This is a genomic window from Streptomyces sp. NPDC006208, assembly GCF_040613775.1.
Lineage (GTDB): Bacteria > Actinomycetota > Actinomycetes > Streptomycetales > Streptomycetaceae > Streptomyces.
In genome coordinates, this window is sequence record NZ_JBEXSW010000051.1 from 39863 (window position 1) to 52982 (window position 13120).

General features: G+C 72.1%; 10 protein-coding genes and 1 riboswitch. Of the genes, 6 read left to right on the forward strand and 4 right to left on the reverse strand.

The annotated features are described in order from the left end of the window. Positions 1–20: 20 nt before the first annotated feature. The gene (locus tag ABZ208_RS32375; RefSeq protein ID WP_356913015.1) at positions 21–758 is read left to right on the forward strand and encodes a cobalt-precorrin-6A reductase; all 738 of its coding nucleotides are present in this window, start codon (positions 21–23) and stop codon (positions 756–758) included. Here ABZ208_RS32375 and ABZ208_RS32380 read toward each other — a convergent pair. Genes ABZ208_RS32380 through ABZ208_RS32390 form a run of 3 tightly spaced genes read right to left on the reverse strand, consistent with a single transcriptional unit; the run spans position 746 to position 4616 of the window. Then, positions 746–2245, reverse strand: coding sequence for a precorrin-2 C(20)-methyltransferase (locus ABZ208_RS32380; RefSeq protein WP_356913016.1), 1500 nt, complete (start codon positions 2243–2245; stop codon positions 746–748). The genes ABZ208_RS32375 and ABZ208_RS32380 overlap by 13 nt on opposite strands. Then, positions 2245–2886, reverse strand: a complete 642-nt coding sequence (locus tag ABZ208_RS32385) for a precorrin-8X methylmutase (RefSeq protein ID WP_328401097.1) — start codon at positions 2884–2886, stop codon at positions 2245–2247. Before ABZ208_RS32385 ends, ABZ208_RS32380 begins: the two co-directional genes overlap by 1 nt. Then, positions 2883–4616, reverse strand: a complete 1734-nt coding sequence (locus ABZ208_RS32390) for a hypothetical protein (RefSeq protein ID WP_356913017.1) — start codon at positions 4614–4616, stop codon at positions 2883–2885. The genes ABZ208_RS32385 and ABZ208_RS32390 overlap by 4 nt, the downstream gene beginning before the upstream one ends. A gap of 113 nt (positions 4617–4729) precedes the next feature. Continuing rightward, positions 4730–4802: riboswitch (cobalamin riboswitch) on the forward strand. 54 nt (positions 4803–4856) lie between these two features. On the opposite strand from ABZ208_RS32390, the gene cobN reads away from it, so the two are divergent. The 3 genes from cobN (at position 4857) to ABZ208_RS32405 (ending at position 10241) form a co-directional block, all read left to right on the forward strand. Then, positions 4857–8450, forward strand: coding sequence for a cobaltochelatase subunit CobN (cobN, locus tag ABZ208_RS32395; RefSeq protein ID WP_356913018.1), 3594 nt, complete (start codon positions 4857–4859; stop codon positions 8448–8450). Between the two features lie 417 nt (positions 8451–8867). Then, a complete protein-coding gene (locus tag ABZ208_RS32400) occupies positions 8868–9770 on the forward strand; it encodes a nitroreductase/quinone reductase family protein (protein ID WP_356913019.1) in 903 nt (300 codons plus the stop codon). Between the two features lie 81 nt (positions 9771–9851). After that, positions 9852–10241, forward strand: a complete 390-nt coding sequence (locus ABZ208_RS32405; RefSeq protein WP_356913020.1) for a hypothetical protein — start codon at positions 9852–9854, stop codon at positions 10239–10241. Between the two features lie 246 nt (positions 10242–10487). On the opposite strand, the gene ABZ208_RS32410 is transcribed toward ABZ208_RS32405, so the two are convergent. Beyond that, the gene (locus ABZ208_RS32410; protein ID WP_356913021.1) at positions 10488–10796 is read right to left on the reverse strand and encodes a hypothetical protein; all 309 of its coding nucleotides are present in this window, start codon (positions 10794–10796) and stop codon (positions 10488–10490) included. A 287-nt stretch (positions 10797–11083) separates the two neighbouring features. Here ABZ208_RS32410 and ABZ208_RS32415 point away from each other — a divergent pair, with 287 nt between their 5' ends. Then, entirely contained in the window at positions 11084–11794 is a 711-nt protein-coding gene (locus ABZ208_RS32415) for a phosphotransferase (protein WP_356913022.1), read from the forward strand. 62 nt (positions 11795–11856) lie between these two features. Beyond that, positions 11857–12753 (forward strand): DUF3626 domain-containing protein, encoded by an 897-nt coding sequence (locus ABZ208_RS32420; protein ID WP_356913023.1) that lies wholly within the window; start codon positions 11857–11859, stop codon positions 12751–12753. Positions 12754–13120: the final 367 nt, after the last annotated feature.

Genomic DNA, 13120 nt, shown 5'->3' on the forward strand with positions numbered 1-13120 from the left:
GAACTCATGGATGGACCTCGATGCACGTACTGATTCTTGGCGGGACGACCGAGGGCCGTCGGCTCGCGGAGATCCTGTACGCCGCCGGTACACGCGTCACGAGTTCGCTCGCAGGCCGGGTGGCCAGTCCCCGGATGCCCCCGGGCGAGGTCCGCGTCGGCGGCTTCGGCGGTGCCGAGGGCCTGGCCCGCTGGCTGCGGGAGCACCAGGTGGACGCGGTCATCGACGCCACCCATCCTTTCGCCGGAACGATCAGTTTCAACGCGGCCGGGGCTGCCGCCGAAGCCCATGTTCCCCTGCTCGCGCTGCGCCGGCCGTCCTGGGCTCCGGTGCAGGGAGACGACTGGCACCCGGTCGCCTCCCTTGCCGAGGCCGCAAAGACCGTCCCGGCGCTGGGCGGCCGGGTGTTCCTGACCACGGGCCGGATGGGCCTCGCGGCCTTCGCCCACCTCGACGGACCGTGGTTCCTTCTGCGGTCGGTGGACGCGCCCGAGGCCCCGTGCCCGCCCCGGACGGAGGTGCTGCTGGACCGCGGACCGTTCACCCTCGACGGGGAGCGGGAGCTGCTGCGCCGCCACCGCATCGACGTTCTCGTGACCAAGGACAGCGGCGGGTCCGCGACCGCTCCGAAGCTGACGGCCGCGCGCGAGGCCCGCATCCCCGTGATCGTGGTCCGCCGCCCGCCGGTACCGGCCGGAGTCCCGCAGGTGGCCACCCCCGAGGACGCGGCCACCTGGCTGGAGAGCTACTCGGGGTAGCGGCGCGGGGTCCAGACGATCTCCTCGCCGTCGCCGCGCCGGACCACCTGGGTCTGCGACGACCCGATCAGCAGGATTGTGCGCATGTCGACCTGTGCCGGGTCGAGATCGCCGAGCCGCACGATCCGTACGCTCTCCTCCGGCCCGCCCACATCACGCCCCAGCACCACCGGCGTGTCCGGAGCCCGGTGCTCGAGGAGCAGTTCACGGGCCTTGCCCACCTGCCAGGTGCGGCTGCGCGAGCCCGGGTTGTACAGGGCGAGGACCAGGTCGGCCGCCGCGGCGGCGCGCAGGCGTTCGGCGATGACCTCCCAGGGCTTGAGCCGGTCGGAGAGCGAGAGCACCGCGTAGTCGTGGCCGAGCGGCGCACCGGCCTTGGCGGCCGCGGCGTTGGCGGCGGTGACACCCGGAAGTACCCGTACCGGCACGTCCCGGTACTCCTCCTGCGAGGCGACCTCCAGGACGGCGGTCGCCATCGCGAAGACGCCCGGGTCGCCGCCGGAGACGACCGCGACGCGCCGACCGCGCCGGGCGAGATCGAGGGCGAACTCGGCGCGTTCGGACTCGACCTTGTTGTCGGAGCCGTGCCGGATCTGGCCGGGCCGGACCGGGACACGGTCGAGATACGTCGTGTAGCCGACGAGTTCGTCGGCGTCCGCGAGCGCGCGGCGGGTCTCGGTCGTGAGCCACAGGGGACCCGCGGGGCCGGTGCCGACGACCACGACCTCGCCCGTGTCCGGGACGGGACGCGGGTTGGCGATCCTGCTGGGCACCACGGCGACGGAGAAGTACGGCACCGACTCCGGGTCGATGTCGGCGAGTTCACCGGTGCGCTCGCCGCTCATCGTGGCGCGCTCGACGTACCGGGCCTCCTCCAGGCGCCCGGAGGCCTCCATCGCCCGGCGCACGGCCGGGAACGTACGGCCGAGTTTCATGACGACCGCCGAGTCGGTCGCGGCGAGCCGTGCGGTCAGCTCCTCCTCGGGCAGCGTGCCCGGGATGACGCTGAGCACCTCCTCGGCCTCGCACAGCGGCGTACCGAGCCGGGCGGCCGCGGCGCTGATGGAGGTGACGCCGGGGACGACCTCGGTCGGGTAGCGGTGCGCGAGCCGCTTGTGCATGTGCTGGTAGGAGCCGTAGAAGAACGGGTCGCCCTCGGCGAGCACCGCGACCGTGCGCCCTGCGTCGAGATGTTCGGCGAGGCGGGCCGCGGCCTGTTCGTAGAAGTCGTCGAGCGCGCCCCGGTAACCGCCGGGATGGTCGGTCGTCTCCACCGTGATCGGGTACATCAGGCGCTCCTCGATGTGGTCGGGGCGCAGATGCGGGGCGGCGATGGAGCGGGCGATGGAACGGCCGTGGCGGGCGCAGTGGTACGCGATCACATCGGCCTCGGCGATGATCTGCGCGGCGCGCAGGGTCATCAGGGACGGGTCGCCGGGGCCGAGCCCGACTCCGTACAGCCGGCCGGTCGTCTGGTTCTCGCTCACTACTCCGCCTCGCTCGCGATCGCGTTGACGGCGGCGGCGGCCATGGCGCTGCCGCCGCGCCGGCCGCGCACCACCAGGTGCTCGAGCCCCAGGGGGTGGGCGGCGAGCGCGTCCTTGGACTCGGCGGCGCCGATGAAACCGACCGGCACGCCGATCACGGCGGCGGGGCGGGGCGCGCCCTCCTCGATCATCTCCAGGAGGCGGAAGAGGGCGGTGGGCGCATTGCCGACGGCGACGACGGAGCCTTCGAGGCGGTCGCGCCACAGTTCGAGGGCGGCGGCGCTGCGGGTGGTGCCCATCTGTGCGGCGAGTGCGGGAACCGACGGGTCGGAAAGGGTGCAGATCACGTCGTTGTCCGCGGGCAGCCGCTTGCGGGTGACGCCGCTGGCGACCATCTGCGCGTCGCACAGGATCGGCGCACCGGCCCGCAGCGCCTGGCGGGCCCGGATCACGACATCCGGGGAGTGGGCGAGGTCGCGTACGAGATCGACCATCCCGCAGGCATGGATCATGCGGACCGCGACCTGGGAGACCTCGGCGGGCAGGCCGGCGAGGTCCGCCTCGGCGCGGATGGTGGCAAAGGACCGGCGGTAGATCTCCGCGCCGTCCTTCTCGTACTCGAACACTGTGCTCTCGCTCACTTGGTGGGCCGGTGGGAGTCGTCGGGTGGGATGCGTCGCGCCGCCTCGAGGGCGGCGGCGAGTCGGGAGACGGGGACCGTGCGCCGCTCGGGCGACCGGGTCCCTCGTACGGAGATGTCGTAGCCGTCGCCGGTGGCCACCGCGTCCACCCAGACGCCGTGGGGGTGGCCGCAGCGCCGTTCGCAGCCGGACCAGTACACGGGCAGCCCCCCTGCCCCGGCGGCGGCGAAGGCGGTGGCGTCGGAGCGTACGTCGGCGAGGGACTTGGCACAGCCCGGCCGTCCCGTGCAGGCGCCGGTGCCGAGCCACGGGGAGTCGGCACCGGTGACGAGCCCGGCGCCGGCGAGGGCTCGTAGCTCGCGGTCGGCGTCCGGGGAAGCGAGTCCGGGGACGACGACGCCGCGCCACGGTGTCACACGCAACTCGCCCGTGCCGTACCGGTCGGCGGTATCGGCGAGCATCCGCCACTGTGCGACGGTGAGCCGCCCGAGGGGGGCGAGGACGGAGAGCGCGACGGTGTCGCGGCCGCGGCGCACGAGGCCGGGTACGGGTACGGCCGGGGCGCCGGGACCGGCGGCGACCCTTCCGTCGACGCCGGTGACGCCGGGCGCCCTCTGGCCGGTGCTGTCTTCATGGACGGTGACCGGTGCTGCGACGCCGGCACCCGCGGCCGGGAGCGCCGTGCCGACGGCAATCGGGACAGCATCCGCTGGGGACGGGTCACCGCCGTCCGCGCCTGCTTCGGACCGGTTGCCGCCGTCCGCGACCGCTCCGGACGGGTCACCGCCCTCCGCGCATGCTTCAGACCGGTTGCCGCGGTCCGCGCCTGCTTCGGACCGGTTGCCGCCGTCCGCGACCGCACCGGACCGGCTGTCCCCGGCCGCGACCGCGGCGTCCGCCGTGCCGCCGTGCCGCGCCCCCGCCCCCGCCCCCGCCCCCGCCGTCGTACCGCATCCACCGCCGCGGGCCGGGTCCGCTCCCCCACCCGTCACGGGCCGGGCCGCGATCCCCGCTGCCGCCGCCCGCCGGGCCAGGTCACCGGCCTCCACCACGTGCTCCGGCGGCAGTTCCCGTGCCCGCCAGGCGCGCGTGCCGCTCGCGTCCACGGCGTCGAGGAAGGCCTCGGCGGCGAGCAGCAGCGCGCGGGCGCCGGCCTCCGCCCGTACCCGCAGGCCCGCCTCCCCGACCGTCACACGGACGTGTGACCCGTCCGGCTCTGCGAGCAACATCACATCCGCACCGAGCCCCGCGAGGTCCCCGCGGCCGTCGTCGAGCGCGAACAGGAAACGGCCCGACAGCTGTGCCGCCCGCTCGCTCGCGCACAGCAGCAGGTCCAGTTGCCTTACCAGGGGCTGCACATCGAGATGCCCTGCTTCGTCCAGCCCGGACAGCGGGGACGCGACCACATTGCGGATGCGCTCGTGGCGGGGCGCTGGCAGCAGGCCCGCCCCGTCCAGCAGCGCCGCCAACTCGCCGCCGCAGGAGGCGTCCAGGCCCCGCAGCTGGAGGTTGCCCCGGGAGGTGATGTCCAGCCCGCCGTCACCGAGCCGCTCGGCCGCGTCCGCCAGCGTGTACGCCTGCGCCGCGCTCAGCACGCCCGCGGGAATACGTACCCGCGCCAGCGCACCGTCGTCCGCGGTGTGCAGACGCAGGGCGCCGGGGCAGGCATCACCGCGGTCCCGTATGGGGGTTTCACCCAGGTCCGGGCGGTTCGAGGGGGCCGATGGCATGGCGGCGAGCATACCGACCATCACACAACCTTCCTGCTCCCGGCGGCGTGACGGCCCTTACTATGCTCCTCGGCGGGCCATGAGGCCCGTCACCGCCGAAGACGGCGTCAGGGGAGGAAGCCCGGTGAGATTCCGGCGCGGTCCCGCCACTGTGAACCCGGCAGCAGCCGGGTGAGCCAGGAACTCCCGCCGTCCTCCACCGCCCGGGGCGCGGAAACCCCGAGGAAGGCAAGACGCCGCATGATTCTGCTTCTGTCGACGTCCGACACCGACCTGCTCAGCGCACGTGCCGCGGGCGGCCCGGTCCCCTACCGGTTCGCGAACCCGGCGCGTCTCACGACCGAAGAACTGCCCGCCCTGCTGGAGGGCGCCGACCTCGTCGTCGTCCGCCTCCTCGGCGGACTGCGCGCCTGGCAGGACGGCATCGACGTGCTGCTCGCCCAGGACCGCCCGGTGGTCGTCCTCACCGGTGAACAGGCCCCCGACGCCCAGCTGATGGAGGCCTCCACGGTCCCCATCGGCATCGCGGCCGAGGCCCACGCCTATCTCGCCCACGGCGGCCCCGCGAACCTGGAGCAGCTGGCCCGCTTCCTGTCCGACACCGTGCTGCTCACCGGCCACGGCTTCGAACCGCCGGCCGCCGCGCCCACCTGGGGCCGGCTGCAGCGCACCCCGCGCGGCGAGAACGCCGGCCCGCTGATCGCGGTGCTCTACTACCGGGCCCACCACATGAGCGGCAACACCGCCTTCGTGGACGCCCTGTGCGGCGCCGTCGAGGACGCCGGCGGTCGCGCCCTGCCGCTGTACGTGGCTTCCCTGCGCGCCCCCGAGCCCGAGCTGCTGGAGCAACTGCGTTCCGCCGACGCCCTGGTGACCACCGTGCTCGCGGCGGGCGGCACCCGTCCTGCCGACGCCTCCGCGGGCGGCGACGACGAGTCGTGGGACGCGGGCGCGCTTGCCTCCCTCGACGTACCGATCCTGCAGGCGCTGTGTCTGACCGGCTCGCGTTCGGTGTGGGCCGAGAACGACGAGGGCCTCTCCCCGCTGGACGCCGCAAGCCAGGTCGCCGTCCCCGAGTTCGACGGCCGCCTGATCACGGTGCCGTTCTCCTTCAAGGAGATCGACGAGGACGGGCTGCCCGCGTACGTGGCCGACCCCGAGCGGGCCGCCCGGGTCGCCGGAATCGCCGTACGCCACGCCCGGCTCCGCCACATCCCGAACCGCGAGAAGCGTCTCGCGCTCGTGCTGTCGGCGTACCCGACCAAGCACTCCCGTATCGGCAACGCGGTCGGTCTGGACACCCCCGCCTCCGCCGTGGCCCTGCTGCGCCGGCTGCGCGAGGAAGGCTACGACTTCGGCACCGAGGAGGTGCCCGGTCTCGCGTCCGGTGACGGCGACGAGCTGATCCACGCGCTGATCGAGGCGGGCGGCCACGACCAGGACTGGCTCACCGACGAGCAGTTGGCGCGCAATCCGGTCCGCATCCCGGCGGCCGACTACAAGCGCTGGTACGCCGATCTGCCCGCCGAGCTGCGGGAGGCGGTCGAGGAGCACTGGGGTCCGGCGCCGGGCGAGATGTTCCTGGACCGCAGCCGCAACCCGGAGGGCGACATCGTCCTCGCGGCGCTGCGCCGCGGCAATCTGCTGATCCTCATCCAGCCGCCGCGCGGCTTCGGCGAGAACCCGATCGCGATCTACCACGATCCCGATCTGCCGCCCTCGCACCACTACTTGGCCGCCTACCGGTGGATCGCAGCCGCCGCCGCGGACGACGGTTTCGGCGCGGACGCCATGATCCACCTGGGCAAGCACGGCAACCTGGAGTGGCTGCCGGGCAAGAACGCGGGCCTGTCCGCGGCCTGCGCCCCCGACGCCGCACTCGGCGACCTGCCGCTGATCTACCCCTTCCTGGTCAACGACCCGGGCGAGGGCACCCAGGCCAAGCGCCGGGTGCACGCGACGCTCGTCGACCACCTCGTGCCGCCGATGGCGCGTGCCGAGTCGTACGGCGACATCGCCCGGCTGGAGCAACTGCTGGACGAGTACGCGCAGATCTCGTCCATGGACCCGGCGAAACTGCCCGCGATCCGCGCACAGATCTGGACCCTGATCCAGGCGGCGAAGCTCGACCACGACCTGGGGCTCGACGACCGCCCGGACGACGACGGCTTCGACGACTTCCTGCTGCATGTCGACGGCTGGCTGTGCGAGGTCAAGGACGCGCAGATCCGCGACGGTCTGCATGTGCTGGGCGGCGCCCCGACCGGGCCCGAGCGGGTCAACCTGGTCCTGTCCATCCTGCGGGCCCGCCAGATCTGGGGCGGTACGCAGTCCCTGCTCGGGCTGCGCGAGGCGCTGGGCCTTGACGAGTCGGCGGCGACGCGGGTCGCGGCGGACACGGTCGAGGAGCAGGCCCGCGCCCTGGTCGAGGCCATGGAGGCCGCGGACTGGGACCCGGCGGCGGTCCCGGCGGAGCACGGCGACCAGGTCGCCGCGATCCTGCGCTTCGCGGCCCTCGAGGTGGTCCCCCGCCTGTCCCGTACCACCGACGAGATCACCCACGCGGTGCACGCGCTGAACGGCGGTTTCGTCCCGGCCGGCCCGTCCGGGTCCCCGCTGCGCGGTCTGGTCAATGTGCTGCCGACCGGCCGCAACTTCTACTCGGTCGACCCGAAGGCCGTCCCGTCACGGCTTGCCTGGGAGACCGGCCAGGCCCTCGCGGACTCGCTCCTCGCGCGCTACCGCACGGACAACGGCGAGTGGCCGACGTCGGTGGGCCTGTCCCTGTGGGGCACGAGCGCGATGCGCACGGCGGGCGACGATGTCGCCGAGGCGCTGGCGCTGCTGGGCATCCGCCCGGTCTGGGACGACGCCTCGCGCCGGGTGACCGGCCTGGAGCCGGTCCCGCTCGACGAGCTGGGCCGCCCGCGGGTGGATGTGACGCTGCGTATCTCGGGCTTCTTCCGGGACGCGTTCCCGCACACGATCGGGCTGCTGGACGACGCGGTACGCCTGGCCGCCTCGCTCGACGAGCCCTCCGACGCCAACTACGTCCGTGCCCACACCCAGGCCGACCTGGCCGCGCACGGCGACGAACGCCGGGCGACGACCCGTATCTTCGGCTCCCGCCCGGGTACGTACGGCGCGGGCATCCTGCAGCTGATCGACAGCCGCGACTGGCGCACGGACGCGGACCTGGCGGAGGTCTACACGGTGTGGGGCGGCTACGCCTACGGCCGCGAACTGAACGGCAGGCCGGCCCGCGAGGAGATGGAGACGGCGTACAAGCGCATCGCGGTCGCCGCGAAGAACACGGACACGCGCGAGCACGACATCGCGGACTCGGACGACTACTTCCAGTATCACGGCGGCATGGTGGCCACGGTCCGCGCGCTGCGCGGCACGGCCCCCGAGGCGTACATCGGTGACTCGACCCGCCCGGAGACGGTCCGCACGCGCACGCTGGTCGAGGAGACGTCCCGCGTCTTCCGCGCCCGCGTGGTCAACCCGCGCTGGATCGAGGCGATGCGACGCCATGGCTACAAGGGCGCCTTCGAACTCGCGGCGACCGTGGACTATCTGTTCGGCTACGACGCGACGACGGGCGTGGTCGCGGACTGGATGTACGACAAGCTCACCGAGGCGTACGTGCTGGACCCGGTGAACCGCGCCTTCCTCCAGGAGGCCAACCCCTGGGCGCTGCACGGCATCGCGGAACGCCTGCTGGAGGCTCAGTCGCGAGGGATGTGGGAGAAGCCGGACCCGGCGGTGCTGGAGGCGCTGCGGCAGGTGTTCCTGGAGACGGAGGGAGACTTGGAGGACGACGACGCCTGACGTCCCCGTCCCGTGAGTGACGTGCGAAGGCACCCCCAGCTGCGAGTCCGGCGGCCGCGGGTGCCTTCGTCGTATTCCAAACGCGTTGACAGGCCTCGGGGCACCCGCCTGTAATGGGGCGCGTGTCGCGTGACTCCGGCCGGAGAGCTGTGGGCAGGCCGGTGATCGGGCGGCACTCTGACCAAGGGACCCAGCCATGAGTTCACACTCCGCGCCAGCCGCCTGATCCACGCGCGGCTGCGCGCGTCCTCCCTTGCCCGCTCCTGCGACTGCCCTGTTTCGGCTGCCCTCTTCTGCGGTGTGACACCGCTGGGTCGTACCGCTGGGTCGTACCGCTGGGTGCTGCGCGCCGAGGGACCACGCGCGCCCCTGCACTGCCTCCCCGCATCCCTACGCTCTGAGGAGTTCAAACACCGCATGCCCATGTCCTTCAACCAGTCCGTCATCGAGGAGTTCCGAGCCAACGAAGGCAGGGTCGGCGGCCCTTTCGAAGGCGGCGACCTGCTCCTGCTGACCACCACCGGCGCCACGTCGGGTGCGCAGCACACCACTCCGGTCGGCTGTGTACGCCACGACGGCCTGCTGCTGATCGTCGCGTCCGCCGGCGGAAGTGACCGGCACCCGGCGTGGTACCACAATCTGCTCGCGCACCCGCTGGTCCAAGTCGAGCTCGGCACCGAGGAGTTCGGAGCGGTCGCGGTTCCGGCGGAGGGCGCCCGCCGTGACCTCCTGTTCGAGGCGGCGGTGCGCACGGCACCCGGGTACGCCGATTACCAGGCCGGAACCGACCGGACGATCCCTGTCGTCGTCCTGGAACGCGTCGAGTCCCCCGCCCCGAAGGAGATCAGCACCCTGGCGGACAAACTGATGGAGGTCCACACCTGGCTGCGCGGCCAGCTGGACCACGTACGCAGAGAGACCGAGGCGCACTTCGCGGCCCGGGCGGCACACGAGGGCCCCGGCGAACCGCCCGCACCGGGTCTCGGTCTCCAACTCCGGCAGCACTGCCTGGCGTTCTGCGAATCGCTGCAGTTCCACCACACGGCGGAGGACGCGCATCTGTTCCCCGGCCTCGCGGACCACCACCCGCACCTGCGTGACACGTTCGAGCGCCTGCGTGAGGAGCACCTCACGGTCGCGCGTCTCAACGGCGAACTGCTCGCCCTGCTGTCGGACCTCACGACAGCGGACCCCGACCGCTTCCGCGCCGAACTGGCCCGCATGTCGGAGGAGTTGACGCAGCACCTCGCCCACGAGGAGGAGTCGCTGCTGCCGCTCCTGTCAGAGATCCCGTTCCCACCGATGGGGAGAGAGGCGTGAGAAACACACGTTCAAGAAGGCCAAGGGGCTTCCGGTTATGCCGCCAGGAGATACCTGGCGGTTGCTGCCGACGGAGTACCCATGTCACGCACCGCGCACCATGTACCCCCTTCGCGGGGGACCATCACTGACCACAAGATACCCGGCAGCCCCTGGCACTCCGTGGTGATCTACGACCACCGCTACAGCGCCGCCGTACTCGCCGAGGCGGCACGCGCGGCCGCCAGGCCCCGCCCGCAACCGGTACGCCGTGCGGTGGGCGTCTACGTCTTCCCGCGCCACAACAGGGACCGTGGTGTCGTCCACGACTCCGCATTGGAGGAACGCCGGGCCCGGCAACGTCTCCGGGCCCGGACCGGCCTGCTGCGACGACTGGTGAATTCCGCCGACGGAACCCTCCGACCGGACGCGGCGGACACGGTGGACATCCCACCGGCGCGCCATCGGCACAACTCGATCTGGCATGCCTGAACGGGCGGACCGGCCCGCAACCTGACTCGGTGCGCGTATGTCAGGGACCGGTCACAGGGCGCCGGACAGCCCGTCGTGCGGCCTGCCCGGCCTGATCATGGCCCGCTCCACCGCGGTGTGCCCTGCCCAGGGCACACCGCGCGCGCCGCACCGGCACAAGGCCTGGAGCGGGTGCGCAAGAGCTACTGACTCAGTGATTCGCGCGGACACGGCCACGCAGCGCGTGGCCGTGTCCGCGCGTACGCCTCACGATGCCGGCGAGTCGGCGCGGCCCTGCCGCTGCGAAGCCCAGACGAGCGCCGGAACACCGAGCATCAGCGCCGTACCGCCGTAGGTGACGACGGACCGCATGTCGGAGCCCGAGAGGAAGAGCGCGCCTGCGAGCTGGGTACCGAGACAGACCGAGAGCAGGAGCTGGGCGTAACCGAACAGTCGCGGCCTGATGACGTGCTTCCGCTGGTTCGGCAGCATCCAGCCGGTCCTGACCGCCGCGACTCCGCTGACGGCCACGAGCACCGCCAGGACAGCAACCGGAATTCCCACATACAGATTCATCAGACCGTCCCTGGCACCTGGGCCCCGAACGGGCCGAACGCCGCGAAGCATGACACGACCGGTCCCGCGACGGCCAGCACTCTTACCAGGAGTAACGGTGCACCTGCCGTACGTGTCGACCACGTCCCCACGATCGAACAAGTCGGCGAGGATCTCCGCCCAGGCATTCTCGGCGCTGTTCGCAGCGCCGGAGAGCGTGGGCGCGACCGCAGGTCCCGTCAGCCCGCTGTGGCAGGACGCCACGCTTCCGCCGCGTCGGCAGCCCACCGGTGACTATTGTTCGCGGCATGCATACGGGGGAATTGCTCGGCTCCGGCCGCACAGCCGACGTGTTCGCGATCGACGACCAATGGGTCCTGCGCCAGTACCGGGACGGCGGGGACACGGCTCCCGAGGCCGCCGTCATGTCCTACCTCGCGGACCACGGCTACCCGGTCCCCCACCTCCGGCAGCCAACGGCTCACGGAGACACGGCAGTTGCCCGTACCCGCCTCGAGATGCAGCGCCTGACCGGGCCTTCCATGGTGGAGGCACTGGAACAGGGCGCGATCACCCCCGAAGCAGCGGGCGCGATGCTCGCCGATCTGCTGCGCCGGCTGCACGCGATCCCTGCCCGCCTCTCGGCCGACCCCGCGGACCGTGTCCTCCACCTCGATCTGCATCCGGAGAACGTGATGCTCATGCCGGACGGCCCGGTGGTGATCGACTGGAGCACCGCCGATGAGGGACGCCCGGGACTCGACTGGGCCATGTCGGCCCTGATCCTCGCCGAAGTCGCCGTCGCTCCCGTCCCGGTGTCCGAGGGCGCCCGAATCGGCCTGACGTCGCTGCTCCGGCACGCAGACCCCGAAGTCCACCTGGGAGACGCCGGGTCCGGCCACCTCGCCCGAGCCCGTACGAGACGATCCGCCGACCCGAACCTGACCGAGTCCGAAGTGCGCCTTCTCGGCGACGCCGTGGCGCTGGTGCACGATGTGGAGGCGGGCTTCAGGCGGTGACGCAACGCGTCACGCCATCAATTCCGGTGCATGCGCCGACCGCACCGGGAGACACTGCACCGATGAGCGCCGATGCATCCCGCAGCACTCCTCAGGAACAGGCCCTTCGCCATGTCGCGTCACGGGCGTCCGGCACCCCGATGGACCCGGCGCTTCGCGTGACGCTCAATTTCCATCCGGACCGGACAGTGCGGGACAAGCCGATCCTGCATGCACTCGACGAGGACGGCGTCTATCTCTCCCAGTTCGTGACCAGGACGAGCAACGGCGGGCTGACCGCTCGCCCCGGAGGTGACCGCTGGCGCTGGGAGAGCCGTATCTTCGGTGGCGCGTACGACGACGCGCCCGCCCACGCCCGGCCCGTCTACGGGGCACTGAACTTCCGGCACAGACCGTTCGGCGGAGCACCTCGCTTCGGCTCCGCGCACTTCCGCCTGAGCGCCGAAACCATGGCACGAGCGTCCTTCTGCTACCCGGACAGCTTCCTGGAACCGTCGGACTTCGGCGTCGCGGCCCGTATGTCCCTCGTCGAACTCGCCGAGGCCGACAGTCAGGACGCCCTCGACGACTACATCGAGGCGCAGATTCACGGCCCGGTCGTCCTCAGCCGCGACGTGGAGGCGCTTGTCCTGGATCCCTGCTACCGCGGCACGGCGGTGGACGCCGCGGCCCGTGACCTTCCCTGCCTGGTCGAGTGGCACCCCGGTTTCCGCCTCGATGTGGCCGAGCTGCAACTCCACCCCGAGTACCGCGGCCAGGAGTACGTCGACCTGGGCACGGAGATCGCGGTGGACGGCCGCCTCGACGCTCGCACCATCGGCGACGCCGCCCGCTCCGGCCGTTACGACGAGCAGGCGCTCAAGCGGGTGTGGCACTGTCTGGCGCGCTTCGGCACGACGGCGTACGCCGCTGACGAAGCGCAGAGCGGGCCGGCGAACGAAGGGGCAGGTGCTCGATGAACTCCCCGGACCCGCCCGGAACCCACCGGTCCTTCATGCGGGGCAGCAGCGGTCCGGTCTGTCACGCGGTCCAGGCCCACCTGAAACTCTGCGATCTCTGCGATCTCTGCGATCGGCCGGCGTGAAGTTCACTTCGCAGCAGCGCAAGCCGGCCGTCCCAGCTCTGCCTCTGACGGCGGCACTCCCCCATGAGCGCCCAGAAAGAATCGGTGCACGGCCGCATTGCGCCAAGCATCTTCGACAACTGCACTACGAATGAACGGAGTTCGGTTAGTGGCTGTTGTCTTTCCGGGCTTGAGGGCTGCGTTTCCGCTGGTCAGGCGTGGGTTCGGCGGTCTCGGGGAGTGGTGACGTGTTGAGTTGTCGC

Excerpts from the sequence above, each read along its gene's own strand:
- ABZ208_RS32375 (WP_356913015.1), top strand. The coding sequence starts at position 21 with ATGCACGTACTGATTCTTGGCGGGACGACCGAGGGCCGTCGGCTCGCG.
- ABZ208_RS32390 (WP_356913017.1), bottom strand. The coding sequence starts at position 4,616 with ATGCCATCGGCCCCCTCGAACCGCCCGGACCTGGGTGAAACCCCCATA.
- cobN (WP_356913018.1), top strand. The coding sequence starts at position 4,857 with ATGATTCTGCTTCTGTCGACGTCCGACACCGACCTGCTCAGCGCACGT.
- ABZ208_RS32400 (WP_356913019.1), top strand. The coding sequence starts at position 8,868 with ATGCCCATGTCCTTCAACCAGTCCGTCATCGAGGAGTTCCGAGCCAAC.
- ABZ208_RS32405 (WP_356913020.1), top strand. The coding sequence starts at position 9,852 with ATGTCACGCACCGCGCACCATGTACCCCCTTCGCGGGGGACCATCACT.
- ABZ208_RS32410 (WP_356913021.1), bottom strand. The coding sequence starts at position 10,796 with ATGAATCTGTATGTGGGAATTCCGGTTGCTGTCCTGGCGGTGCTCGTG.
- ABZ208_RS32415 (WP_356913022.1), top strand. The coding sequence starts at position 11,084 with ATGCATACGGGGGAATTGCTCGGCTCCGGCCGCACAGCCGACGTGTTC.
- ABZ208_RS32420 (WP_356913023.1), top strand. The coding sequence starts at position 11,857 with ATGAGCGCCGATGCATCCCGCAGCACTCCTCAGGAACAGGCCCTTCGC.